The 25,590-nt window shown below is 72.5% G+C and carries 19 protein-coding genes; 13 read left to right on the top strand and 6 right to left on the bottom strand.

All coding sequences use genetic code 11. The annotated features are described in order from the left end of the window. The first annotated feature begins 2 nt into the window (after positions 1 to 2). Positions 3 to 1,007 carry an enolase C-terminal domain-like protein gene (locus ABGB18_RS10555; RefSeq protein ID WP_347695227.1) on the top strand — a complete coding sequence of 335 codons (1,005 nt, stop codon included), beginning with the start codon at positions 3 to 5 and terminating at the stop codon, positions 1,005 to 1,007. Positions 1,008 to 1,038: 31 nt separating this feature from the next. Here the strand turns inward: ABGB18_RS10555 and ABGB18_RS10560 are convergent, their stop codons facing one another. Further along, positions 1,039 to 2,346: an MFS transporter gene (locus ABGB18_RS10560; RefSeq protein WP_347695228.1), complete on the bottom strand. Its 1,308-nt coding sequence runs from the start codon at positions 2,344 to 2,346 to the stop codon at positions 1,039 to 1,041. Between the two features lie 103 nt (positions 2,347 to 2,449). Here ABGB18_RS10560 and ABGB18_RS10565 point away from each other — a divergent pair, with 103 nt between their 5' ends. The 3 genes from ABGB18_RS10565 (at position 2,450) to ABGB18_RS10575 (ending at position 4,745) form a co-directional block, all read left to right on the top strand. After that, entirely contained in the window at positions 2,450 to 3,142 is a 693-nt protein-coding gene (locus ABGB18_RS10565) for a GntR family transcriptional regulator (protein ID WP_347695229.1), read from the top strand. Positions 3,143 to 3,144: 2 nt separating this feature from the next. Beyond that, positions 3,145 to 4,233 carry a mandelate racemase/muconate lactonizing enzyme family protein gene (locus ABGB18_RS10570; RefSeq protein WP_347695230.1) on the top strand — a complete coding sequence of 363 codons (1,089 nt, stop codon included), beginning with the start codon at positions 3,145 to 3,147 and terminating at the stop codon, positions 4,231 to 4,233. 134 nt (positions 4,234 to 4,367) lie between these two features. Beyond that, entirely contained in the window at positions 4,368 to 4,745 is a 378-nt protein-coding gene (locus tag ABGB18_RS10575) for a hypothetical protein (protein ID WP_347695231.1), read from the top strand. 238 nt (positions 4,746 to 4,983) lie between these two features. Here the strand turns inward: ABGB18_RS10575 and ABGB18_RS10580 are convergent, their stop codons facing one another. After that, on the bottom strand, positions 4,984 to 6,402 hold the full coding sequence (locus tag ABGB18_RS10580; RefSeq protein WP_347695232.1) for an LCP family protein: 1,419 nt from the start codon (positions 6,400 to 6,402) through the stop codon (positions 4,984 to 4,986). Between the two features lie 157 nt (positions 6,403 to 6,559). On the opposite strand from ABGB18_RS10580, the gene ABGB18_RS10585 reads away from it, so the two are divergent. Further along, positions 6,560 to 7,420 (top strand): enoyl-CoA hydratase-related protein, encoded by an 861-nt coding sequence (locus ABGB18_RS10585; protein ID WP_347695233.1) that lies wholly within the window; start codon positions 6,560 to 6,562, stop codon positions 7,418 to 7,420. 1 nt (position 7,421) lies between these two features. Further along, positions 7,422 to 8,348 (top strand): alpha/beta hydrolase, encoded by a 927-nt coding sequence (locus ABGB18_RS10590; RefSeq protein WP_347695234.1) that lies wholly within the window; start codon positions 7,422 to 7,424, stop codon positions 8,346 to 8,348. A 13-nt stretch (positions 8,349 to 8,361) separates the two neighbouring features. Here ABGB18_RS10590 and ABGB18_RS10595 read toward each other — a convergent pair whose 3' ends face one another. Beyond that, positions 8,362 to 9,855: a prolyl oligopeptidase family serine peptidase gene (locus tag ABGB18_RS10595; RefSeq protein ID WP_347695235.1), complete on the bottom strand. Its 1,494-nt coding sequence runs from the start codon at positions 9,853 to 9,855 to the stop codon at positions 8,362 to 8,364. 106 nt (positions 9,856 to 9,961) lie between these two features. Here ABGB18_RS10595 and ABGB18_RS10600 point away from each other — a divergent pair, with 106 nt between their 5' ends. Genes ABGB18_RS10600 through ABGB18_RS10610 form a run of 3 tightly spaced genes read left to right on the top strand, consistent with a single transcriptional unit; the run spans position 9,962 to position 15,808 of the window. Then, complete coding sequence (locus ABGB18_RS10600) at positions 9,962 to 11,095, top strand: exonuclease SbcCD subunit D (RefSeq protein WP_347695236.1); 1,134 nt, start codon at positions 9,962 to 9,964, stop codon at positions 11,093 to 11,095. Next, on the top strand, positions 11,096 to 14,872 hold the full coding sequence (locus tag ABGB18_RS10605; RefSeq protein ID WP_347695237.1) for an AAA family ATPase: 3,777 nt from the start codon (positions 11,096 to 11,098) through the stop codon (positions 14,870 to 14,872). A gap of 51 nt (positions 14,873 to 14,923) precedes the next feature. Further along, positions 14,924 to 15,808 carry an NAD(P)-dependent oxidoreductase gene (locus tag ABGB18_RS10610; protein WP_347695238.1) on the top strand — a complete coding sequence of 295 codons (885 nt, stop codon included), beginning with the start codon at positions 14,924 to 14,926 and terminating at the stop codon, positions 15,806 to 15,808. Between the two features lie 46 nt (positions 15,809 to 15,854). Here ABGB18_RS10610 and ABGB18_RS10615 read toward each other — a convergent pair whose 3' ends face one another. Beyond that, positions 15,855 to 16,487 (bottom strand): HAD family hydrolase, encoded by a 633-nt coding sequence (locus ABGB18_RS10615; RefSeq protein WP_347695239.1) that lies wholly within the window; start codon positions 16,485 to 16,487, stop codon positions 15,855 to 15,857. 84 nt (positions 16,488 to 16,571) lie between these two features. Between ABGB18_RS10615 and ABGB18_RS10620 the strand changes: the two genes are divergently transcribed. Beyond that, a complete protein-coding gene (locus ABGB18_RS10620; protein ID WP_347695240.1) occupies positions 16,572 to 17,897 on the top strand; it encodes an MFS transporter in 1,326 nt (441 codons plus the stop codon). A gap of 154 nt (positions 17,898 to 18,051) precedes the next feature. On the opposite strand, the gene ABGB18_RS10625 is transcribed toward ABGB18_RS10620, so the two are convergent. Further along, positions 18,052 to 19,266 (bottom strand): hypothetical protein, encoded by a 1,215-nt coding sequence (locus ABGB18_RS10625; RefSeq protein WP_347695241.1) that lies wholly within the window; start codon positions 19,264 to 19,266, stop codon positions 18,052 to 18,054. A 70-nt stretch (positions 19,267 to 19,336) separates the two neighbouring features. Here ABGB18_RS10625 and ABGB18_RS10630 point away from each other — a divergent pair, with 70 nt between their 5' ends. The 3 genes from ABGB18_RS10630 (at position 19,337) to ABGB18_RS10640 (ending at position 22,219) form a co-directional block, all read left to right on the top strand. Next, complete coding sequence (locus ABGB18_RS10630) at positions 19,337 to 20,527, top strand: citrate synthase (protein WP_347695242.1); 1,191 nt, start codon at positions 19,337 to 19,339, stop codon at positions 20,525 to 20,527. Positions 20,528 to 20,618: 91 nt separating this feature from the next. Then, positions 20,619 to 21,245 (top strand): short chain dehydrogenase, encoded by a 627-nt coding sequence (locus tag ABGB18_RS10635; RefSeq protein WP_347695243.1) that lies wholly within the window; start codon positions 20,619 to 20,621, stop codon positions 21,243 to 21,245. Between the two features lie 92 nt (positions 21,246 to 21,337). Further along, on the top strand, positions 21,338 to 22,219 hold the full coding sequence (locus ABGB18_RS10640; protein ID WP_347695244.1) for a helix-turn-helix transcriptional regulator: 882 nt from the start codon (positions 21,338 to 21,340) through the stop codon (positions 22,217 to 22,219). A 152-nt stretch (positions 22,220 to 22,371) separates the two neighbouring features. Here the strand turns inward: ABGB18_RS10640 and ABGB18_RS10645 are convergent, their stop codons facing one another. Then, positions 22,372 to 25,566, bottom strand: a complete 3,195-nt coding sequence (locus ABGB18_RS10645; RefSeq protein ID WP_347695245.1) for a chromosome partitioning protein ParA — start codon at positions 25,564 to 25,566, stop codon at positions 22,372 to 22,374. Positions 25,567 to 25,590 lie beyond the last annotated feature (24 nt).

Here is a 25,590-nt window from a genome sequence, read left to right on the forward strand (position 1 = left end):
ACATGCCGCGAGTGCGGGAGCTTGAGGTTTTCCGGCTGGTCCTGCCGTTCGGCCGTAGGCAGGAGACGCTGCTCGTGAAGCTCACGGATCACGGCGGCATGACCGGCTGGGGCGAGGCGATCTCGCCCCAGCCGAAGACGTGGTCCAGGCTGGAGGAGTCGCTGGCCGCGCTGCTGATCGGGGTCGACTGGGAGCATCCCGACGCCGTGCCGAGCGGCGACTCCGCGGTGGACATGGCCTGCTGGGACCTGTGGACCAGGATGCGCGGGGTGCCGCTCGCCGAGGCCATCGGCGGCACCCGCACCTCGCTCATGGCGACCGTGCGGCTGACGCCCGACCCCTCCGTGGAGAGTCTCGTGGCCCGGGTCAACCAGCAGGTCTGCGCCGGATACGGGCACGTCACGCTGGACATCCGGCCCGGGTGGGACGTGGAGCCCGTACGCGCGGTGCGGCAGGCGTACCCGGCGCTGACCCTGGCCGTCGACTGCGGCAACGCCTACACCGAGCTCGGCCAGCTCGTCGCGATCGACGCCTACGGACTGGAGGTGATCGAGCGGCCCTTCGCCGTCACCGACGTCTTCACGCACGCCTCGCTACAGGACCAGGTGGCCGCCTCGGTCGCGGTCGAGGTCGGCTCGACGGCGGAGCTCGACGACTACCTGACGTTGCGGGCGGCGAAGGTGCTGCTGCTGCGGCCCTCGGCGTTCCCGTCGCTGTCGGAGGCCCGCCGGGCGCACGACCGGGCCGCGGCGGCGGGCTGGGACATCCAGTGCACGGGCGGCCAGGGAGCGGGGCTGGCCCGGGCGGCCACGGTGGCGGTGGCCAGCCTGCCGGGGTGCACGCTGCCGTGCGACGTGACGCAGCCGCCGCGCCAGAACCAGATCGTCACGCCGATCGTGGGCGCGAACGCCGGGGTCATCGCGGTCCCGCTGACGCAGTCGGGACTGGGGCACGACGTGGATGAGACCCGGCTGCACCGCCTGGTGAAGGACTCCTTCCACGTGTAGGCGCTCCGCCGCACGGGGCACGGCGCGTTCTTCACGCTTCCCGCCCGGCGGGGATCCCGAGGGGCTCGACGCGCCTGAGGATCACGGCGTACGTGATCGCCCCCAGCAGCGCCACCGCCGAGATCACCATCAGCGGGACGGCGAACGACGACGTCCGGTCCACCAGGAAGCCCACCATGATGGGGCTGATGATGCCGGCGAAGTTCGAGGCGAAGTTCTGGATGCCGCCGATCGAGGCCACGTGCCGGTCGGCCGGGGCGACGTCGGCGGGCAGCGACCAGATGTTGGCGGCGGCGAACGTCGAGCCCGCGTACGCGATCGACAGCAGGGCCAGCGCCATCCACGCCTGCGGCACCCACACCGCCACCCCGATCACCATCGAGACCAGGAACCCGCCCGAGATGAACGTCTTCCTGACCCTCGTGAGCGAGTCGCCCCGGGCGATGCGGCGGTCCGCCAGCCACCCGCCGAGCCACTCGCCGACGATGGCCACCAGCCCGGGCAGCGCGCCGAACAGGCCCAGCGTCAGCAGGCTGAACCCGCGCTCCTCGACCAGGTACGTCGGGAAGAAGGTGAGGAAGAAGTACACGACCATGTTGAGACAGAAAAAGCCCAGCATCATCGCCCAGATCGTGCGGTTGCGGAAAAGGTCCCGCCAGCGGATCCTGCCGGCGTCCCCCTCGTCGTCGCCCGCCCATCGGGCCCCGCCCTCGCGCAGGTAGGCCAGCTCCTCCTCGGTCATCTTCGGGTGCTCCTGCGGATCCCGGTAGGTCCGCCACCACCCGTACGCCCACAGGAGCCCGATCAGTCCGATGATCACGAACGTCCACCGCCACCCCAGCCACGCGATCAACCCCGTGACCACCGGCAACGCGATGACGCCGCCCACCCGCGAGCCGGAGTCCCAGATCCCGGTGGCCAGCGCCCGCTCGTGCTTGGGGAACCAGCGGCCCACGACCTTGGCGCTGGTCGTGGCTGCCGGGCTCTCGCCGACGCCGAGCAGCAGCCGCACCCCGAACAGCGACGCGAAACTCCCGGCCAGCGCCGTCAGAGAGGTGAACACCGACCACCACAGGGAGGCGAAGGTGAAGGTTCTGCGCGGGCCGTACCGGTCGACGAACCAGCCGGCGGCGAGCTGGAAGAAGTCGTACGACCAGAAGAACGCCGCGAGGATCATGCCCTCCTCCGTCTTGGAGAGTTTGAACGTCTCTCCCATGAACGGCAGGGCGACCCCCAGGCTCGCGCGGTCCAGATAGTTGATGACGAGCCCCGCGAAGACGTAGCTGATCATGTACCAGCGCAGACGGCCGCGCACGGTGCTCCGGATGGTTGTGGCCATCGATGTCCCCTGTACTATTTCCTATTGGATATTTCGGACATGTTGCCTATCGTGCATGGTGTCCGTCAAGAGCTGTCAACAACCGCACCCGGGAGCGATGCCGATGGCCGACCAGATCGAGAGCCGCCTCAAGGGGCGGGTGCGGGCGGCCCGGCGCAGTGTCCTCACCGAGGAGATCTACGAGCGGGTCAAGAGCCTGATCATGAACGGCGACCTGGAACCGGGCGCCCGCGTCAACATCTACGCGGTGGCCCGGCTGCTGGACGTCTCGCAGACGCCGGTGCGCGAGGTGCTGTCCGCGCTGGAGTCCGAGGGCCTGCTGACCAAGGAGGCCCTGCGCGGCTACTCGGTGGCTCCCGTGCTGACCCCGGCCCAGGTCGCCGACCTCTATCACCTGCGGCTGCTGCTGGAGCCGTGGGCCGCGGCCGGCGCCGCCGAGCGGGTGACGGCCGAGGCCGCCGACCGGGTGCGCGCCGAGCTGGCCGGCCTCCCCCGGGCACCCCAGGGCACCAGGTACGAGGACTACCACGACATCGCCGCCCACGACGCCCGCTTCCACGACCTGATCGCCGAGCTCTCCGGCAGCCCCGCGGTACGCGAGTCGCTCCAGCGTACGCACTCCCACCTGCACCTGTTCCGCATCGAGTACGAGGGCCGGCGCAGCGGCGAGCCGACGCTGGCCGAGCACGCCCGCGTCGCCGAGGCCGTCATCGCGGGGGACCGGGAGGCGGCCTCGGAGGCGATGCGCGCCCACCTCGCCGCGGCTCGCGACCGTTTCCTCCGGATTGGAACCTGACCATGACGAAGATCGTCAGCGCTGAAGCCCACCTGGTCGACATCCCCGTCGAAACCGTCAGAACCGATGCCGTCCAGGCGTTCCTCAAACAGGAGACGATCTTCGTGGACCTGCGGACGGACGACGGCCTGGCGGGCACCGGCTACTCGTACACGATCGGCACCGGCGGCCACGCCGTGCTCTCCATGCTCCGCGACCACCTGCTGCCCCGGCTGGCGGGCCGGGACGCCCGCGAGGTGGAGGCGATCTGGCGCGACCTGTTCGCCTCGACCCGCGCCACCACGGTCGGCGCCATCACCTCGCTGGCCCTGGCCGCCGTCGACACCGCCCTGTGGGACCTGCGCTGCCTGCGCGCCGGAGAGCCGCTGTGGCGGCTCGCCGGTGGGTTCCGCCGTGCCGTCCCGGTCTACGACACCGAGGGCGGCTGGCTGCACCTTCCCCTCGACGACCTGGTACGGAGCGCGCTGGCGGCGCAGGAGTCCGGCCTCGGCGGGGTCAAACTCAAGATCGGTAAGCCGCGCCTGGAGGAGGACGCGGAGCGGGTGGCCGCGGTGCGGGCGGCCGTGGGACCCGGGTTCGACATCATGGTGGACGCCAACCAGTCGATGACGTACTCGGAGGCCAGGCGGCGGGCGCACGCGCTGGAGCCGTACGGGGTGTACTTCTTCGAGGAGCCGCTGCCCGCCGACGACGTCCAGGGACACCGCGAGCTGGCGCGGTCCACCTCCATCCCGGTGGCCGTGGGGGAGTCGATGTACTCGGTGGGGCAGTTCCGCGACTACCTGGCGCGGGGGGCGGCCGGGGTGGTGCAGGCGGACGTGGCCAGGGTGGGCGGGATCAGCCCGTGGCTGAAGGTGGCCCACCTGGCGGAGGCGTTCAACGTGGCCCTGTGCCCGCACTTCCTCATGGAGTTGCACGTCAGCCTGGTGGCGGCGGTGCCCGCCGGGACGTACGTGGAGCACATCCCGCAACTGCGGGCCGTCACCAGGGCGGAGTTGCCGATCGAGAACGGGCACGCGATCGCCCCCGACGAGCCCGGGCTCGGGATCGCCTGGGACCGGGACGCCATGGACGACCTGCGGGTGTCGTAGGCGCGTTCGGGTGCTGACAATTATTCAACGGCGAGGTTTGTGATACTCGCCGGGGCCCGGGGGGACAATCTCGGCGAAGGCCCGTTCGACCGAGGGGGTAGCGATGAAACGACGACCTGCCCACCCCCAACGACGTGGCGGACTGGGTGGCCGCGGCCTGCTGGCCGCGCGTGCCGCACATCATGGGCACGGGCTACGCCTATCACGTCGGCGTGCTCGGCACCTCGATCATCCCGGGCAGGACCCCCTGCTGGACCTGCGTGCGTGCGGAGACGTTCGCCGACCACGGCCGCGACCGCATGGAGTCGATCGTGGGGAAGCGGGAGAAGGCCGGTGCCATGGGGGCGCTGTGCGGGCTCGTCGGCAACGCGCTGGGCTGGGAGGCGATCCGCATTCTCACAGGGCTGCCGCCGGCCCTCGGCGACCGGTGGAGCGAGATCGACTTCTGGCCGCTGGAAATACGGTCACGGGCGATCCCGAAGCGGCCCGACTGCCCTGTGTGCGGCCCGTGACGAACCAGCGGCCGCGATACGCCGGGTCACCCGAGAGCGCTTACCGGAATCCGGCCGAGCTGATTTTCCTGTTTGTGCCGCGCGGGCTTCCAAACGACGCGCTCCATTTGGCGCCGGGAGGCCGGCGGCGGATAATCGCCGCCATTCGCGTCCGGGTATGCGGGCCCTGCGGAAGGCGGATCTTTTGGCGGCGGGGAGGGGAATCCGTACGGGCCGCCGCGATGAATCCTGCGCGGTTCTACAGGGCGCCGCCGCAACCTTCCGTGAGGCCCTTGGCCGGGTTGTTGTCCTGGCCGGGCTGCTTGGTGGGCTGCTTCGGGGACTTCTTCGGAGAAGCGGTGGGCGAGGCGGAGGCGGTGGCGGCGACGGCCGGGTTGGAGCGCGCCGAGTCGCGCAGGGCCTTGGCGGCGACGTTGCGGATCTTCACCCAGTCCGGATAGCCGGTGTTGATCAGCGGCGGCACGAACTGCACGCTCGTCACCTTGGCGTCCTTGACCTTCAGCGCGAGCGGCACCAGTTGCGCGAGCATCGAGCGCGGGATGTCGGTTCTGATGAGCTCCTTGGTGGCCAGCGCGATCTTGCTGAACCTGGTGAGCACCGTGGCCGGGTCCGCCTGGTTGAGGATCGCGCCGAGCACGCACCGCTGCCGCCGCATCCGGGTGTAGTCGTCGCTGAAGGTACGCGAGCGGGCGTACCACATGGCGTCGGCGCCCTTGAGCTTGCGCGTGCCGGCCTTGACGAGGCCCTCGTTGTACTTGCCGAACACGACATCCTGCTCGACGGTGAGCGTGATGCCGCCGATGGCGTCGATGAGGCGGGCGAAACCCCACATGTTGACCAGGGCGTACCAGTCGACCTTGACGCCGAGGGTGAAGCCGATGGTGTCCATCAGCACCTTGGGGCCCTGGTGCTGCTTGCCGCCGAAGATCTCCGGATGCGCGTCGGCGTACTCCCAGACGCTGTTGAGCAGGTCGCTGCGCCCGCCGCCGGGGTCGGCCGGCAGCCGGAACCCCTGCGGGAACCGCTGCGCCATCGGCGTGCCCGGGCGGAAGCGCACGTCCTCCAGGTTGCGCGGCAGGCTGAACAGCACGGTGTTGCCGGTCTTCACGTCCACGCTGGCCAGGTTCATGCTGTCGGTACGCACGCCGATCCGGTTGTCGTCGGCGTCGCCGCCCAGCAGCAGGATGTTCACCCGCTGCCGCCCCGCCCACGGGTCCTCGGGCTTGTCCTGCGCCACCGGCGTGGGCTCGCCCTCGGCCGGCGTCTCCTGGAAGATGCCGTTGAGCGTCGCCTGGTAGGTGGACACCACCTGCGCGACCACCCCGAACGGCACCACCGCCACGACCGCCAGCAGCCCCGCCAGCGTGCCGGTCAGGATCTGCCCCTGCTGCGGGAGCCGGCCGGGCCGCAGCACCACGAACGAGTGCACGACCAGCGCGAACCACGCCACGCCCAGCACGGCGGCGGCCACCACGATCACCGTCAGCAGGGAGTCCTCGGTCAGCGAGCCCACCAGGTTGTCGGTGGTCAGGATGGCGGCGAGCAGGGCGAGCAGGCCGGCGGCATAGCAGCAGATCAGGATGAGGCCGGTCCTGCGCCACCCGGCGCGCAGGTGGGCCGCCCCCGGCGCCACCGCCGCCAGCACCAACCAGCCCAAGACCGCTCCGGCGCCCATCGGTTCCTTTGCCTGACGCAACGCCTTCCCCGTTCCCCGAACTCCACCATCGGCCTCAGTAGAGGCGGCAGCTTACGCACTAAATACGAAATATGTCTTTATCGGAGGGTGAACATCTGTTGCCGAATAGGATTCGGGCATGGCGTTCTCTGAGATCGAGTATGTCGTGGCCGACCGCGTCGCCACGATCACATTGAACCGTCCGGCGCGGCTCAACGCCTTCACCTTTGCCATGCGCGGAGAGTTGATCGAGGCTTTCGACCTCGCGGACGCCGACGACGAGGTGCGTGCGGTGGTGGTCACCGGGGCCGGCCGCGCGTTCTGTGCCGGGGCCGACCTCGGCGGCGGCGGTGACACGTTCGGGCGGCGGGAACCTGGCGAGACCGTGGACGGCTCGCCCAGGGACGGGGGCGGCACCGTCGCGCTCAGGATCGCCCGCTCGCTCAAGCCGGTCATCGGCGCGATCAACGGGCCCGCCGTGGGCGTGGGCGTCACGATGACGCTGCCCATGGACGTCCGGCTCGCGGCGGAGTCGGCCAGGTTCGGTTTCGTGTTCGCCCGGCGCGGGATCGTCACCGAGGCCGCGTCGAGCTGGTTCCTGCCCAGGATCGTCGGCATCGCCCAGGCCATGGAGTGGGCCGCGACCGGCCGGGTCTTCCCCGCCTCGGAGGCGCTCGACGGGCGGCTGGTCTCGCGGGTGTACCCGGACGGGGAGCTGCTGCCGGCGGCGTACGCGCTGGCCCGGGAGATCGCCGACAACACCTCCGCCGTCGCCGTGGCCGCCGTACGCAGGCTCATGTGGTCCGGCCTGTCGGCGGCCTCACCGTGGGAGGCGCACGCGGCCGACTCCCGGCTCATGTCCGAGCTGGGCGGCGCGCCCGACACCGTGGAGGGCGTGACGGCGTTCCTGGAGAAGCGGCAGGCGGAATTTCCGATGAAGGTCAGCGCCGACCTGCCGCCCGGGGTGCCGTCCTGGCCGGACAGTCCCTATCGTGTCTAACATGTACGAGATCACCGTGCTGGACCTGCCGGACGACTTCGAGGGCGAGGTCGTCGCGACGCTGGTTTCCAGGAAGATCGGCTCCCGGCGCGCGGTGCTCTACCTGCACGGGTTCACCGACTACTTCTTCCAGGACCACCTGGCCGCCCACTACATCGACCGCGGCATCGACTTCTACGCGCTCGACCTGCGCAAATACGGACGTTCGCTGCTGCCGCACCAGACCAGGGGCCTGATCAGGAGCATCACCGACTACTTCCCGGAGATCGACGAGGCCGTCCGGATCATCCGGAAGGACCACGATGAGCTGACGGTCAACGCCCACTCGACCGGCGGCCTGATCGCCCCTTTGTGGGCCGACCGGGTCCGCGGCCGGGGTCTCGTGCAGGGGCTCGTGCTCAACAGCCCGTTCTTCGACCTCAACGTGTCCACGCCGCTGCGGGTGGCCGCCGACCTGCTGCGTACCCCGCTCTCGTACACCAGCAGGCGGCTGCCGCTCGGTCCCAGCACCGTCTACGGGCGGAGCCTGCACCGCAGCGAGCAGGGCGAGTGGGACTACGACCTGGAGCTCAAGCCGCTGGGCGGGTTCTCGGTGCACGCCATGTGGCTGGCCGCCATCCGCCGGGCACAGCGGCGGCTGCACGCGGGCCTGTCGGTGGACGTGCCGGTGCTCGTGCTGGCCGCGGCCACCGGGTTGCGGGTACGCGACTTCGTCCCTGAGGCGCACTCGGCCGACGTGGTGCTCGACCCCCGGCAGATCGCCCGCTGGTCCACCTGTCTCGGCCCGCACGTCACGTGCGTACGCATCGCCGACGGCGTGCACGACCTCGTGCTGTCCGCGGAGCCGGTGCGCAAGCAGGTGTTCGCCGAGCTGGACCGGTGGATGAACACCTACGTCTACCAGGGGAACGAGAACAGCTCACAGTAGGCCGTTCCCCGAGTCACCAGGGAAACGAGAACAGCCCGTAGTAGGCCGCGGCCACCATCAGCAGGCCGGTGCCGCCCAGCACGCCCGCGACCGCGACATGCTGCCAGCGGCTCGGCCGCATGCCCTCGCGCAGCGCCGACACGACCGCCGCCACCGCCGTGACCTCCTGGATCAGCATGAGCACGGCCAGCGCGCGCACCACCAGCCAGCCGGCCAGCACCGCGGGCCAGGCGCCGGCCTGGTTGATCGAGAACAGCACCAGCACCGCGATGAACGCCACCACCGACACCAGCAGGCCGAGGCTCGTCCACACCATCCGGATCAGCCGGCGCCGGATCGGCGGCCACAACCGGGCGTTGGTCTCGACGGGGGCGATGGGGCGGCCGCGCAGGCGTACGACGATGGCCGCCACCGGGCCGGCCACGTAGCCGACGGCGGCCAGGCAGATCGTCAGGCCCAGCATCGTGCCCCCGGCGTACCAGGGGGCGGCGGGCACGTCGCTGGCCTCGAACCGCTGCACCGGAGTGGCGCCCGCCATGTGCACCGCGGGCCTGCTCGTGCCGGGCAGGCCGGTGATCCAGTTGGTGAGGGTCTCCAGGTAGCCGTCGGTGAACTCGCCGCCGTTGACCCGCATCGCGTGGTCGCCCCTGGCCATGAACCGGATCGTGTAGTCGTCGTTGCCCGCCTCACCCATGGCCGTGACGAGCGCCTTGGTGGACTCCACGAACGGGATCGAGGGGTCCGTCGTGCCGTAGAAGGCCAGGACCGGCTGCTTGACCCGGCTTAAGGCGGGCATCGCGTCGTAACGCAGGAAGTTGAAGCCGACGCCGCCCATCGCCCTGGTCAGCAGGTCACGCGCGCCGACCGGGGCGCGCAGCCGCAGCAACTGCTCGTTCAGGGCCCAGGCGACCTGGCGCAGCGGGGAGACGTTCGGGGAGGACACGAGCACCATGAACCCCACCGCCGGGCTCTTGGCGGCGGCGATCGGCACCACCCAGCCGCCCTCGCTGACCCCCCACAGGCCGACGCGGGTGGGATCCACCTCGGGGAGAGTACGCAGGTATTCCACCATGCGCAGCGCGTCGTCGGCGAGCAGCCCGAAGTCCCGGTCTCGGAAGTTGTAGCCGATCGTGCGCTTGTCGAACGCGATCGTCACCACGCCCGCCTTGGCCAGGAACTCGGCCTGCGGCGTGAACTCGGTCCGCGACCCGTTGCCCGATCCCGACACGAACACCATCGCCGGATGCCGCCCCGGGGTGAGCGGCACCCGCAGCGTGCCGTACAGGCGCTGGTTCTCCGCCGCCACCGAGATCTCCCGCCGGCGGACCGAGTCGACGGCCACCACCGGCTGCAGCTCGTGCGACGGCTGCGCCGGGATCGACTGGAAGGCTGGATCCGCCTTGAGAGGCGGCGGGTCGAACGCGGGTGGCAGCACGTATCCGACCGTCGCGAGAGCCACCAGCACCAGACCGGCGGCGACGCTCAAGGTGCCACGGCCATTGCGCATTGGCCTCCCCATGTGGGTTGGTTTGCCCGCTGATCTTCCAGCGTACTCCCGCCCCGTGGGACAGAAGAGACCGCATTTGTCAGCGGGAGCTGTTAGCTTCCTGCGAATGCGGATCCTGCATACCTCGGACTGGCATCTGGGCCGTTCGTTCCACCGCGAGAGTCTGCTCGCGGGGCAGGCGGCGTTCGTCGATCACCTGGTCGAGACGGTGCGGGCCGAGCGAGTGGACGTGGTGGCCGTCGCGGGCGACGTCTACGACCGGGCGCTGCCGCCGGTGGACGCGGTCGCGCTGCTCGACGACGCGCTCGCCCGGCTGCGCGCCGCCGGGGCGCGGGTGGTGCTGATCAGCGGCAACCATGACTCCGCGCTGCGGCTCAGGTTCGGCTCGGCGCTGTTCGAGGCCGCCGGGGTGCACGTGCGTGCCGCGCCCGACCGGTCCTGGGAGCCGGTCGTGGTGGACGACGTGGCCTTCTACGGCATCCCCTACCTGGAGCCGGAGCTGGTCCGCGCCGCGTGGGAGCTGCCGGACCGCAGCCACACGGCCGCGATCTCGTACGCCATGGAGCGCGTGCGAGCCTCCTCGGCCCGCCACCGCGCCTCCGTCGTGCTGTCCCACTGCTTCGTGACCGGCGGGCAGGCGAGCGACAGCGAGCGCGACATCAGCGTGGGCGGGGTGGCGCACGTGCCGCTGCCGGCCTTCGACGGGGTGGACTACGTGGCGCTCGGCCACCTGCACGGGCGCCAGCGCATGTCGGAGACCGTGCGTTACTCGGGCTCGCCCCTGGCCTACTCGTTCTCGGAGGCAGGCCAGCTCAAGGGCTCCTGGCTGGTCGCCCTCGACCCGGGAGCGCCGGCGGGTTCGGTGGTGGACGTGGAGTTCGTGACGGCCCCGGTGCCCCGCCCGATCGGGCGGTTGCGCGGGGAGCTGGAGGAGCTGCTGACCCTCCCAGGATATGACTCTTTTGAGGATCACTGGCTGCACGTCACCCTGACCGACGCCGTGCGCCCCAAATCCGCCATGGACCGGCTCCGCGCCCGCTTCCCCCACACCCTCGCCCTCGCCTTCGACCCGGTCGGCGCCGCTCCCGCCGCCCAGCCCGTACGCCTCAGCGGGCGGCCCGAGGCGGAGGTGGCGCTCGATTTCGTTCGGGAGGTTCGCGGCGAGCCTGCCGCACCTGACGAGGAAGACCTGCTAAGACAGGCCATCGAGGCGTCCAGGGTGAAGGAGACGATGGCGTAGATGCGGCCGCACCGGCTCTCGCTCACGGCGTTCGGGTCGTTCCCCGGCACCGAGACCGTCGACTTCGACGCCCTGGCCGAGGCCGGACTGTTCCTCGTCCACGGGCCCACCGGCGCGGGCAAGACCACGATCCTCGACGCGCTCTGCTTCGCGCTCTACGGCCAGGTGCCCGGCCAGCGCAACAGCGCCCGCAGCCTGCGCTGCGACCACGCGCCGCTCACGGCCGGCCCGTCGGTCTCGCTGGAGGTCTCGATCCGGGGCCGCTTACTCCGCATCCAGCGCTCCCCGTCCTGGCAGCGCCCCAAGCTGCGCGGCACGGGCTTCACGGAGGAGAAGTCCAAGGTCATCGTGTCGGAGTGGCACGGCGCCACCTGGCAGGGCCTCACGACCCGGCTGGATGAGGCGGGCGATCTGGTGGGCGGCCTGCTCGGCATGAACGCCGACCAGTTCTGCCAGGTCGCGATGCTGCCACAGGGCGATTTCGCCAAATTCCTCCGGGCCGAGGGCGACGACCGCGCGAAGCTCCTGGAGCGCCTGTTCACGGTCAAGATCTTCACCCAGGCGGAGTCCTGGCTCGCCGAGCACCGCAAGCTGGCCTGGCGCACGGCCCAGGACCTACGCCAACAGGTGGACTACGCCATCAAACGCGTCGAGGAAGCCGCCGGCCCCACCCCCTCCCTGGGAGCCTCGCCCGGCACCTCACCCGCTGCGGTCGAGGTGTCGCCCGGCACCTCGGCCGGAGCTTCGCCTGCTTCTCACCCCGGCACCCCACCCGGCGGCTTGGCCGGCACGTCGTCCGATGGGACGTCGTCGCCTTCGGGCCCTGAGGCCGGTGTTTCCGGGGCGGCCCGGTCCGATGCCGCCGGTGGTGGCGCGGCGGGGGTGTGGCCGCCGTCGCCCGACGATGACCCCTTGGGGTGGGCGGGTGCGTTGCTCGACGCCGCGCGGGCCGTCGTGGTGCGGGCCGGGGAGGAGCATGACGCGGCCGGTCACGCGTTGCGCTCGGTGCGGATGCGGTTCGAGCGGGCCGCCGCCCTCGCCGAGCGGCAGCGCCGGCACGCCGAGGCGCTCACCCTCCGCCGCGCCCTCGACGAGCGCGCTGACAAGCGTGCCGACCTGCAGGCCATCCTCGACGACGCCGCCAGGGCGGACCGCGTGCTGCCCCTCATCACGGCGGCCAGGCAACGCTCCGCGGCCGCCACCAAGACCCGCACCATGGCCGCCGACGCCCGCGCCCGAGCCCGCCCCCTCCTCCCCACCCCGGGACCTCCTACCTCTGATTCCAGCTCGGGGTCTCGTCCCCCCGACGCCGGCTTGGCCGAGTTGGCGGGGTTGGAGCGGGAGCGGCAGGCGGAGATCGCCCGGTTGTCGGAGTTGCTCACCGAGGAGGCCAGGCTGTCGGTCGTCCGGCGCGACCTGCTGCGTGTCGAGGGTGAGCTGGCCGAGCTGATCGGCACCGACGAGCAAGTGGCCGGGCGGCTGGCGGCGCTGCCGGGGCTGATCGAGCGCGCCGAGGAGGAGCTGGCCCGGGCGCGCGTGGACGCGGCCAGGATCCCGGCGGCGCAGGCCGTGCGTGACGCCGCGGCCGACCTGATCGGCATCGACGCCGAGCTGGCCCGCCTGGCGGACGAGCTCGACGTGCTGACCCAGCGCGAGGCCGAGGTGTCGGCCTCCGACGCCGAGCTCCCCGGGCGCGTCGCCGCCGCGAGCGAGGCCCTGGCGGAGGTACGCGCCGAGGCGGCGGCCGTCCCGGCGGCCACGGCGGCCCTCGACGCGGCCCGAGCGGCCCGGGAGGCCACCCACCGCCGCGAGCTCCTGGCGGGGGAGCTCGCAGCGGCCGTCGCCGACCACCAGGTGCTCGTGGACCGCGCCCAAGCCCTCAGGGAACGCTGGCTCGACCTGCGCCAGGCCCGCATCGAGGGCATGGCGGCCGAGCTGGCCAGAGACCTGGCCGACGGCAGGCCCTGCGCGGTCTGCGGCTCCGGCCACCACCCCCACCCGGCCGCCCCGGCGGACAGCGCCCCGTCGGCCGACGACGAGCACGCGGCCGAGTCCGACCACGACGCCGCCCTCGCCGAGCGCGAGGCCGCGGAACGCACCCTGGCCTCCCTGGAGTCCCGGCACGCCGACGCCGTGGCGGCCACCGGAGACCTCGACCTGGACACCGCGGACGAGCAGGTGCGCCAGGCCGGGGAGGAGCTGGCCAGGCTGCACTCGATGGCCGGCCGCGAGCCCGCCCTGGCCGCCGCGCTCGAAGCCGTCGAAGCCGACCGCGAACGCGTGCGTGACCAGGCCAGGGACATCGCCGAAGCCCTCGCCGGCCACCGCGCCCACCGCGTCCACCTCGAATCCGAACGCACCCGCCTGCAGGCCCGCCTCACCCGAACCGCACCCCCCGCGGAGGCGTCCGACCGGCTCACCGGCTCGGTGAGCGCAGCCGACGACGGGCCTGCCGGCCCGGGCGAAATGACCGACCGTCACACCCGCACGGCCGGGAATCCCCCTCCGGCCCGGTCCGGTGCCGCCGTGCTTGAGGCCGCCGAGCGCGAGGTGCGGCGGCTGGAGGCGTCGGCGGGCAGGGAGGCGGGGCTCGCGGCACAGGTGGCCGGGCTCAACCGGGAACGCCTGGAGCTGGAGGAGCACGGTCGCCGGGTGGCCGCGCGGCTGGCCGCATCCCGCACCAGGCACGAGGAGCTGAGCGGGGACGCGGGACGATTGAGCGCCCGCCTGGACGCCGCCCGAGGAGGCGACGCGACGCTGACCGCGCGCCTGTCCAGGCTGCACGACGAGGCCGAGCTGCTGCGCGAGGCGCTGGAGGCCACGCGGGCGGCGGTGGCGGCCGAGGAGGAGCTGGCCGGGGCGCGGCGGGCGGCCGAAGCGGCGGCGGTCGAGGCCGGGTTCGGCGACGTGGCCGGGGCGGAGACCGCTTACCGGAGCCCCGCCGAGCGGGAGGGCAAGACCGAGGCGCTGCGCCGGCTGGACGACGAGCACGCCGCGGTCGCCAAGACCCTGGCCGATCCCGAGCTGGTCGCCGCCGCGGCCGAGCCCGCGCCGGACCTGGCGGCGCTCGCGGCCGAGCGGGACGCACTGGAGGCGACGCACACGAGGCTGGCCGGCCTCCGCGAGCGGGCCGTGGCCAGGGCGGCACGGCTGGAGGAGCTGAAGACCGAGCTGGCGGACCGCATCGAGCGGTGGCGCCCGGCGGCCGAGCGGCACCGGCTGACCGAGCGCCTGGCGGCGCTGGCCGGCGGCACGTCCAGCGACAACCGGTGGAGCATGTCGCTGTCGTCGTTCGTGCTGGGGGAACGGCTGCGGCAGGTGGTGGACGCGGCGAACGAGCGACTCGACCACATGTCGGGCGGACGCTACCTGCTGCGGCACGACCTGCGGAAGACGGCGGGGTCGCGGGGTCGTGCGGGCGGCGGGCTCGGCCTGCGCGTGGCCGACGGCTGGACCGGCGTCGACCGCGACCCGGCGACGCTGTCCGGCGGCGAGAGCTTCATCACCTCGCTGGCCCTGGCGCTGGGGCTGGCCGACGTCGTCACGGCCGAGGCCGGGGGCGCCGAGATCGGTACCCTCTTCGTGGACGAGGGTTTCGGCACCCTCGACGAGGACACGCTCGACGGCGTCCTCGACATCCTCGACGGGCTGCGGGACGGCGGCCGCGCGGTGGGCATCGTCAGCCATGTCGCCGAGCTGCGTTCCCGGATCACCGCCCAGCTCAAGGTCAGCAAGACCCGCGCCGGCTCCACCCTCGCCACCGTGGGCGTCTCCTGAGCCGTTTCGGCGGGGATAGATTGCCCTCATCGAAGCCCTAAGGAGCAGCTCATGCGCGTCGTCGTCACCGGAGCCCACGGCAAGGTCGGCCGGGCGGCCGTCAAGGCCCTGGCCGCGGCGGGTCACGAAGTCACCGCCGTGGATCTCACGCGTCCGGTCTGGGAACGGCACGAGCCTGGCGCTCCCCGCTACCAGCAGGCCGAGCTGACCGACGCCGGGCAGGCGTACGCGGTGGTGGTCGGGGCCGAGGCGGTCGTGCACGCCGCCGCCATCCCCGACCCCACCGGCAACCCGCCGCACGTGGTGTTCCAGAACAACCTGATGGCCACGTTCAACATGATCGAGGCGGCGGTGCGGCTGGGCGTGCGGCGGTTCGTGAACATCTCCAGCGAGACCGTCCCCGGCTTCTTCTTCCCCGAGCGGCCGTTCCTGCCCGACTACGCGCCGGTCGACGAGGACCATCCGATCCGGCCGCAGGACCCGTACGCGCTGTCCAAGCACTTCGGCGAGCAGCTCATGGACGCCGCGGTGCGCCGTTCGGACATCCGGTGCATCTCGCTGCGGCCGAGCTGGGTGCAGCACGAGGGCAACTACGAGCGCAACCTCGGCCCCCAGGTCCGTGACCCCTCCCTGGTGGGGGCGGGGATGTGGAGCTACATCGACGTCTACGACCTGGCGGACGCGATCGTCCTGGCCACCGAGTCGGAGCTGCCCGGCCACGAGGTGTTCTACATCGCCTCGCCGGACAACGTGGGCGGGCGGGACTTCGCCGAGATGGCCCGCCGCCACCTCGGCGACCAGGTCGAGCTCCGCCCGCTGTCCCGGCCGGACGCCTCGGGCATCTCGTGCGCCAAGGCACACCGCCTCCTGGGCTGGAACCCGAAGCGGTCCTGGCGCGACTACCTGGACGAGAACGGCCACACCCGCCAGGGGTGACGACGCGGCCTGTGCCCGGACGTCGGATCGGTTCGGTGCGAGGTGGTCAGGGGAGGGAGCCGATCAGGGTGGGGAGGGCGGCCGGGTGGTGGAAGAGGGTGGCGCCCAGGCTCGACAGGCGTTCGGGTGGGGTGAGGCCGCCGGCGAAGGCTAGGCAGTGCATGCCCGCGCTCACCGCCGCCGTCACCCCGAACGGGCTGTCCTCCACCACCACACAGCGCTCAGGCTCCACCCCCAGCGTGGCGGCGGCGTGCAGGAACAGGTCGGGGGCGGGTTTGCCGCGCGTCACGTCCTCGGCGCTGAAGACCCGGCCGTCGAAGTGGCGGGCCAGGCCCGTGACCTCCAGGCTGCGGCGGATCGTGGCGTGGCGGCCGTTCGAGGCCACGCAGCTCGGCACCGTGAGCTGGTCGAGGACGTCCTCGATGCCGTCGATCGTGCGCAGCTCGGCCATGATCGCAGCCGCGTACTCGGCGTTGAGCCGCTCGCGCCAGCCCGGCGGTGTCTCGCCGATCTGCTCGGCCCAGTACTCGTTCGTGCACCCGACGAAGCGCTCGGCGTATTCGGCCTCGTCTATCGTCCAGCCCAGGCGCCGCACCGCCGCCGTGCCCACGCGTACGGAGATGGGCTCGCTGTCCACGAGCACCCCATCGCAGTCGAAGATCACCAGATCGACAGCCAAGCCGATTCCCTTTCCGAGAGAATTCGCAGATGGTAGCGTCGGCGTATCGCAGCGCAAGATGAATGTCCACATAATGAGACATATATGGGTCATCTTCCCGCGGAGCCGAGCCGATCGAGAATCGCGGCCGCGAGCCTGATCGGCACCGCGATCGAATACTACGATTTCTACATCTACGGCACCGCAGCGGCCCTGGTGCTCAACACCGCGTTCTTCCCCAGCCTGGATCCGGTGGCGGGCGGCCTGGCGGCGTTCTCGACGTTCGCCGTGGCCTTCCTGTCCCGGCCGCCCGGCTCGATCCTGTTCGGGCACTGGGGAGACCGGGTCGGCCGCAAGTCCATGCTGGTCGCGTCCCTGCTGGTGATGGGGATCTCGACGGTGGCGATCGGACTGCTGCCCGGTTACGAGACGATCGGCGTGCTCGCTCCCGTGCTGCTGGTGACGCTGCGATTCACGCAGGGCATCGGGCTCGGCGGCGAGTGGGGCGGCGCGGTGCTGCTGGCCACCGAGCACGCGCCGCCCGGCAAGCGCGGGCTCTATTCGACGTTCCCGCAGCTCGGCGCCTCGGTCGGGTTCATCGCGGCGAACGGGTCGTTCCTGGTGCTCGGCGCGGCGCTCAGCGACGTGGAGTTCGGGAGCTGGGGGTGGCGGCTGCCGTTCCTGGCGAGCCTGCTGCTCGTGATCGTCGGCCTGTACGTACGGCTGCGCATCGCCGAGACCCCGGTCTTCCAGGACGCCATGGACAACCGGCGCATCGCCAGGGTGCCGCTCGCCGGGCTGGTCAGGCACCAGTGGCGGCGCGTCCTCCTGGGCGCCGGCGCCATGATCGCCGCCTTCACCCTCTTCTACACCGCCACCACCTACTGCCTGGCCTACGGCACCACCGCCCTGGGCATCCCGAAGACCACCATGCTCGGCCTGACCCTGCTCGGGGTCGTGTTCATGGCCGCGGGCACGGTGGCCTCCGCGCTGCTGTCCGACCGCGTGGGCCGCCGGCGCATCCTGATCACCGCCACGGCCGCGGCCGCCGGGTGGGGGCTCGTGATGTTCCCGCTGATGGAGACGGGCTCGACCGCGCTGGCGGGGCTGTCGCTGGCCGGGACGCTCGGGCTGATGGGGCTGATCTTCGGGCCGATGGGCGCGTACCTGCCGGAGCTGTTCAGGACCGAGTTCCGCTACAGCGGCGCCTCGGCCGCCTACAGCCTCGGCGGGGTGCTCGGCGGCGCGGTGCCGCCGCTGGTCGCCACCGGCATGCGGGCGAACGGGCTGAGCGTGCTGGCCATCGGCGGGTATGTCTCCGCCATGGCCGTGCTGAGCCTGCTCTGCCTGCTGGCGTTGCCCGAGACGAGTGGCAAGACCTCTGAACCCGCCGATTCCGGCCATCCGGGCGGCTTCGGAGGACTAAGGTGAGGACATCTGCCACCGCCGTGAACAAGCCGTGGCGCCCACGGCCGCGCCGATGCCCTTGGCCGGCGCGGCCGTTCCAACCCCGGGTGACAACCGCCGTGGCCGCGCCGTGTCTCCGGGGAGGGCCGCCGGGGTCGCGCGGGGCCGTCGTGGCGGGTCAGGCGTAGCCGGGGAACATCAGCGACAGCTCACGCGGATAGCCCGCGATCAGCCGCAGCTCGTCGTCCGTCAGCGGCCGGCCCGTCATCGCGTTGCAGAGCTGGGCCAGCCGGAACGCCAGGTCGGCGTCCGGCGTCTCGACCCCGAGCCCGTCCATGACGTGGGCGAAGCCGGCCTTGCCGCCGTACTCGCCGGTCAGCACCACCCGTCCGTTCCGGGCGTGCCAGTCCTCGGGGAACGGCCCCAGAGTGGCCTCGTCGTACAGCTCGTAGTTGCCGTGATCCTTCAGCGCGCCGTCGGCGTGGATGCCCGACTCGTGCGCGAACGCGTTACGCCCCACCCCGACCTGGTGGTACGGCAGCGGCTGCCCGAGCGCGTAACTCGCCCACAACGCGAACCGCCGGGCCCACGACAGGTCGAGCGCGTCGCCGATCTCCGCGTTCAGCCCGAAACCGTGCCGGAAGGCCAGGACTGTCGACAGCAGGTCGGCGTTGCCGGAGCGCTCGCCGATGCCGTTGACGCAGGTGTTGATCCAGGCGTCCTGGCCGGCGTCGAGGTCGCCGAGCGCGCCGGAGACGGAGTTGGCCACGGCCATTCCCAGGTCGTTGTGGCAGTGGGTCTCGACCGGCATCGCGGTCCCCGCGGCCAGCTTGGCGAACCGCTCGCGGATCCGGTCGGGCGTGTCGCCGCCGATCGTGTCGCAGTAACGCACCCGGTCGGCGCCCGCCTGCTTGGCCGCCAGCGCGAACTCCAGCAGGAAGCCGTCGTCCGTACGGGAGCCGTCCTCGGCGTTCACGCCCACGGTCTGCGCGCCCGCGTCCCTGGCCACCCGGACGGCCGCCGTCATCTCCCTGATGATCGCGTCTCTGTCCAGCCGGCCGCGGAACTTGTTCTGGATCATGTAGTCGGACGTCGAGATGGACAGGTTGTAGTGCTTCAAGCCGAGCGGTGCCGCCTTCTCCACGTCCCGCGGCACGCCCCGGCACCAGCCGGACAGCCGCAGGTCGCCGAACGCCCCGGCGGCGTCCAGCGCCACCTGCGCCTTGACGTAGGGGACCTCGTGGAAGAGGAACGGGAAGCCGATCTCGGACTGCGCCACCCCGAGCCTGGCCAGATAGAAGTTGACCATGGTCTTGCCGAACTTCGACAGGCCGGTGCGCGCGGTCTGCACACCGTCCCGGTTGGTCACGTCGAGGAAGTGAACTTTGGGCATGGACCCACGTTGACACGCGTCTTCAATGTGTATCAATATTGATTTTCGTCAACCTTGGAGGGCCGGCGGGGTGGAATGGATCGACGCGGCCACGGCGGCCGAGCGGCTCGGCGTCAAACCCGCCACGCTCTATGCGTACGTGAGCCGGGGCGTGCTGCAACGGCGGCACGGCGAGGACGGCCGCCGCAGCCTGTTCTCGGCCGAGGAGGTCGAACGCCTGGCCCGCCGGGGCCGCCCCCGCACCCAGCCGCCCGAGCTGGTCATCGAGTCGTCGATCACCGCTCTCGGCGTGGACCGCCCCTACTACCGGGGGACCGACGTGCTGGAGCTGGCGCGGGCGGGCGACTTCGAAACGGTCGCCACCTGGCTCTGGACCGCCGACCCCGCCGCCCGGCCCGGCACGCCGTGGCGGTGCGAGCCCGGCGCGCTGCGGGCCGCCGTCGCCGCGCAGCGCGGGCTCCCCGGCGACCTCCTGCCGCTCGACCGCCTCCAGGTGGTCACCACCGTGCTCGGCGCGTCCGACTCCCTGCGCTACCAGCTCGACCCCGCCTCGGTGGTCGCCACCGGCCGCCGCCTGATCGCCGGCCTGGTCGACGCCCTGCCGCGGCTCGGCGATCCACAGGACGAGTCGATCGCCGCCCGCCTGTGGTCCCGCCTGTGCCCCCACCCCGCCACCCCGGCCCTGCTCGCCGCCCTGCAGGCCGCCCTCGTGCTGCTCGCCGACCACGAGCTGGCCGCCTCGACCCTGGCCGCCAGGGTCGCCGCCTCCGCCCGGGCCGACCCGTACGCCGTGGTGCTGACCGGCCTCGGTGTGCTGGGCGGCCCGCTGCACGGCGGCGCGTCGTACGGTGCGGAGCGACTGCTGGCCGAGGTGCACGAGCCGGGCCAGGCCGCCCGGGCGGTCGCCGAGCGGATCCGCCGCGGCGAACGCGTCCCCGGCTTCGGCCACAGCGTCTACCGCAACGGCGACGGCCGCGGCGGCTTCCTGCTCGACCTGCTCAAGGAGGCCGCGCCGGGGCACGAGCGGATCGCCGCCGGGGTGGCGGTGCTGGCGGAGATGCGCCGGCGGCGGCTCCCCGAGCGCAACATCGATTTCGCCCTGGCCACGCTCACGGCCGTCAGCGGCATGGTGAGCGGCGCGGGCGAGGCGATCTTCGCGGTGGCCCGGGCGGCGGGCTGGCTGGCCCACGCCATGGAGGAGTACGACCGGGGCACCCTGCTGCGCCTGCGCGCCTCCTACACCGGCCCGCCGATCAAGTAGGCCCCAGCCTGCACCTGTCAGGTGTACTCCCGGCAGTGCGCTGGCTACGGCCCGCGGGTCGCCGCAGGCTGGTTCCTGTACACCATTACCGATGAAACAGGGACATGACGTGAAAGTGCTGGTGATCGGTGCGACGGGGACCCTCGGCAGCGCGGTGGCCGAGGCGCTCGCCGCACGTCACGAGGTGGTGCGGGCCTCCCGCCGCGGCCGGATCCAGGTCGACCTGACGGACGCCGCGTCCATGGACCGCCTGTTCGAGGAGACCGGCCCGGTGGACGCGGTGGTCGCCTGCGCGGCGAGCGGCGCGATGGCGCCGCTCAGCAGCTCATCGGACCAGGACTTCTGGGACGGCCTGCGGGGCAAGCTCATCGGCCAGGTGAATCTGGTACGGCGGGCGCTCGGGCACATCCCGCACGGCGGATCCGTCACGCTGACCAGCGGGCGGTTCGCCGAGCCCGTCCCGGGCAGCGCGCTCGGCCATCTCGTCAACGCGGGACTGGAGGCGTTCGTGCGCGCCGCCGCGATCGAGACGCCTCCCGGGGTCCGGCTGAACGTCGTCAGTCCCGGCTGGATCCGCGAAACGCTGCTCGGACTCGGCATGGACCCCGCCGGCGGCACTCCCGCGGCCGACGTGGCCCGCCTGTACGTGGAGGCGGTGGAAGGCGAAGCCCATGGGCGCACACTGACCGTGGAGGAGGGCCTCGCGGCCGCACGCTGACGGTGGCGGACGACCACACTTGCCACGTGGTGCCTGCATCTCACAGGTGCAGGCACCATCCGGATAAGTGCGGCACCCTGGACTCTGTGGACATGAGGTCTGAACTGGGTGAATTCCTCCGCAGTCGCCGGGCCAAGCTGTGCCCCGCCGACGTGGGACTGGCGGACTACGGCGGCCGCCGTCGTGTCCCGGGCCTGCGCCGGGAGGAGCTCGCCCAGCTCGCCGGGGTCAGCGCCGGTTACTACACACGCCTGGAGCAGGGGAACAGCCCGGGCGCCTCGGACACCGTACTGGACGCCATCGCCCGGGCGCTCCGGCTGGATTCCGACGAGCAGGCACACCTGTACGCGCTCGCACGCCCCGCGACCCCGGCGGCCCGCAGGCGAGGCCGGCCGGAACGGTTGCGCCCCTCCGTGCGGCTGATGCTCGACGCCGTCGGAGACACCCCCGCCCTGGTCATCGGCCGCAGCACCGACGTGCTCGCGTGGAACCGCATGGGACACGCACTGCTCGCCGGCCACCTGGACTTCGACGCACCCGACCGGCCGGGCCGCCGCCCCAACGTCGCCCGCCTCGTCTTCCTCGACGAGCACACCCGCGAGCTGTACACCGACTGGCGCGGCAAGGCCCGGGACACGGTCGCCGATCTGCGGCGGTCGGCGGCCCTGCACCCGGACGACCGGGAGCCGGCGGAGCTCGTCGGCGAACTGACCATGAAGAGCCGCGACTTCGCCGCCCTGTGGTCGGCCCACCCCGTCCGCGTCTGCGACCACTACCTCCGCGAGCTGCGCCATCCTCTGGTGGGCAGGCTCACGCTGTACAACGAGACCCTGGTCCTGCCCGACGACGACCGGCAGCGCCTCGGGCTGTTCTACGCCGAGCCGGACTCACCCTCCGCCGCCGGCCTGAAGCTGCTGGCCGACCTCTCCACCGCCGGCGCACCACAGCGCCGGCACGAGCGGGAAGCCCGGTGACGGGCCGAGCCAGGCTGACCCGCCCCGCCCCGGCCGCCCTGCCCGACGCCGCCCCGCCCTGCCCGACGCCGCCCCGCCCTGCCCGACGCCGCCCCGCCCTGCCCGACGCCGCCCCGCACTGAGCGGCGCGCTCCGGTTCCGGGGCCGCCCGCTCAAGCGGCGCCCGTGCGATCCACGTACGCCGCCAGCGCCCGCACCCGCTCGGCATGCTGGTCGTGCCCCACGATCACCGGCGGCTCGTTGTACGGCATCGCGTCCGATGACCGCCGCAACTTGATGTACTGCCCGCAGGCGTCGATCGCGTACGGCTCCATGTCATCCTGCAACGCCCCGATCACCGTGATCCCGTATGTCTCCCCGATCCGCCTGAACAGCGCCACCGCCTCCCGGCGATGTTCCTTGCCCAGGTTGCGCCCGAGCTCGTCCAGCACCAGGCACAGGTGCCCGCCGCCGGACGAGGCGATGGCCGCCGCGCACACCAGCTTGACCGCCTTCTCGTCCATCAGCGCGGTGTTGGCCCGCCGGTTGTACGGCACGAACCCCTGGCCCTCGCCGCGCCGCCACTTCGGCGTGACCCGCCACTGCCAGCGCTGCTCGGGGTCGGCGGGCGCGGGCGGCACGGGGAACTCCAGCGTCGCCCCGTAACCCCCGTACGAGGTGTCGAGCTTCTCGAACTCCTCGGCCACCCGGGTCAGCCGCGCCTTGATCGCCGCCGTCAACGCCGCCCGGTGCACGGCCGTCGACTGCGCCGCCTCCTCGGCGCCCCTGGCCGCCGCCGCCAGGTCGCGTTGCCTGGAGCCGATCTGGGCCTCGATCTGGCGGCGCTGGTGGCGTTCGTACTCCTCCTGGCCGCGCAGGTAGGATGCCAGCGCGCCGCACACCGCCGCGAACGTCGCCTGCTCCCGCGCCGTGCTCCCGCCCCGCTCGCTCAGCAGGAACCGCAGCTCCTCCGGGATCTCCGCGTCCTCCTCCGGGAACGTGTCCCGCAGCGCCTGGTCGAAGTGGCGCTCCGCGATCCGCCACCACTCCTCGGCGGCCCGCGGCCGCTCCTCCTCGGGCAGCGCCGCCACCCATTCGCGGGCCGTCTCCACCGTGCCGCCCCAGTCGGCGGCCAGCGTGTCGAGCTTGAGCGCCTCCCGCTCCGCGCCGACTCTCGCCTCCTGCTCGCGCGCCCGCGTGCGCTCGGACTCGTGCCGGTGCCGCCGCCCCTCCAGCCGCTCGATCTCCATGTCCCTGGTCCTGGCCCGGAAGTCCAGCGCCCCGGTCTGCCGCTCGGCCTCGGCGACCTTGGGCGTCAGCTCCTCGATCGCCGCGTTCAGCTCGCCCAGCCTGGCCCGCCGCTCGGCCAGCTTCGCCTCCAGCTCCGCCAGCCGCACTCCCGCCCTGGCCCCCTCCAGCCGCCGCTGCGCCTCGGCGACGGCCTCCTCCCCGTCGTGCACGGCCTGCGCCGCCGACTCCTGAGCGTCCTTGGCCCGGTGCAGCCGCTGCTCGGCGGCCTTGATCCGGGCCTCCCGCCCGGTCGCCACCCCGTCGAACGCCCCCACCACGCTCACCCCGGCCGAGCTGACCAGCACGGACCCGGGCAACTCGGCCAGCGCGGCAGCGGCGGCGCCGAGGTGCGCGGCATCCACGATCACCGCGTGCTCGTTCGGCCACCCGGGCAACTCGCCGAGCACCCGGGCCACGCCTCCCGCGCCGCCGCCCGCCCGGCCCTTGCCGTAGCGCGCCTTGAGCACGGCCCCCAACTCGCCGGTCGGGGTGCCCGCCTCGTGGGCCGGCTCGCCCGGCATGGTCGTGTGGGCCGCGTCGCGGGCCTGTTCGGCCACGTCGAGGGCGTCCAGCAGTCCCGTGGCATCGACCCCCGCCGTCGCCAGGGCGTTGAGCTGCGCCGCCGCCGGGCCGCCCTCGGCGTCGTCCAGCGCGGCCTGGGCCGAGGACACCTCCTGGTCGGCCACCCCGAGCGCCTTGAGCGCCTCGTTCAGCCGCAGCCGTACCTCGCCCAGCTCCCGCTCGGCGGTCGGCACGTCACGCCCGTCCGCGAACCTGCGGCTCTCCTCCAGCGCGGGAATCAGCCCGCGCAGCTCATCGGCGGAGTTTTCCGCCACCGCGCGGTCGGCGTCGAGCTTGGCCGCCCGCGCCTGCTGCGCCGCCAGCTCCTTGCGCGCCGCCGACACCTGCCTGTCGAGAGTGTCCTCCCGCAGGGTCGCGATCTCCGCCTTGACCAGGGCGATCGCCTCGCCCGCCGCCTCTCCGGCCGCCCGGTGCCGCTCCTGGTCGGCGGCCAGCGTCTCGTCCTTGCCTGCCGCGTCGGCCAGCTTGCGCGCCTGCCTGCCCCGCCAGCACCGCATCGCGTCCGCCAGGCGTATCCGTGCCTGGTCGCGCCGGTCGAACGTGGTCAGCAACGCCTTCGACTCCGCCTCGAACTCCGCCAGCCGGTCGGCCGCCTGCGCCGCGCGTACCCGCTTGGCGTGCTCGTCGCGGCGGGCCTCGCGCTCCTGCTCCAGCTCGGCGTCGAGACCGGTGAGAGCGGCGATGGCCTCGAAGACGCGTTCGGGGGAGATCTCGTTGAGCGGCTGGGAGAGCAGGTTGGTGGCGACCTTGCTGCGTACGGATGTGGACAGGAACGACACGCACCTCACCCGGTCGCCGTAGAGCACCTTGGTCAGGTCGCGGGCCACCACGTCACGCCGCCCGGCCGACCTGGGCAGCGACGCCCAGATCTCGTCCGCCCGCGCCACCCGCTCGGCCTCGGACCGGGAGGCGGCCAGGTGCACCCCCTCCCGCCAGCGGATCTCGAGGTGCGGCGCCTCCTGGTTCACCTTGAGCCACACGGTCACCGCCCCACCGGAGGTGTCCGGCACCTCGAAGAGCTCCCCGCCCGTCTCGGTCTCGGCCACCTCCTCCCCGAGCATCGGCTCGCCACCATCCCGGCCGGCGACCGCCGTCGTGGCCCCGGCGCCGGAGGTCGCGGCGGGCGCCGCGGCGGCGAGCCCGCCCGCGGTCTCGGGGGCGAAGCCGTTCATGCCCGGAGGGCCGAAGACGCCGACGATGTAGCCGTGATCGGCGCTGGCCCACTGCCGGGCACCCGCGCCGCTGGCCAGCTCGGCGTTGAAGAGCAGCTCCGACACGGCCTTGGCGCCCGAGGCGAACCGCCACTGCTCGTCCCCGAGCAGCGCCGTGATGGAGGCGATGAACGACGACTTGCCCGCGCCGTTGGAGTCCTTCGGCCCGGCACCCGCCACGACGATGAGCGTGCCGGGGACGGTGGGCACCGGATGGGTCGAGAGCCGCGAAATGTTGACCGCCTGCACGGCGATCAGCACCCGGTCCCCGACGATGTTCTCCACCTGCGACACCTGTTGTACCCCCGT

The organism is Nonomuraea sp. B12E4, from assembly GCF_039871825.1.
Lineage (GTDB): Bacteria > Actinomycetota > Actinomycetes > Streptosporangiales > Streptosporangiaceae > Nonomuraea.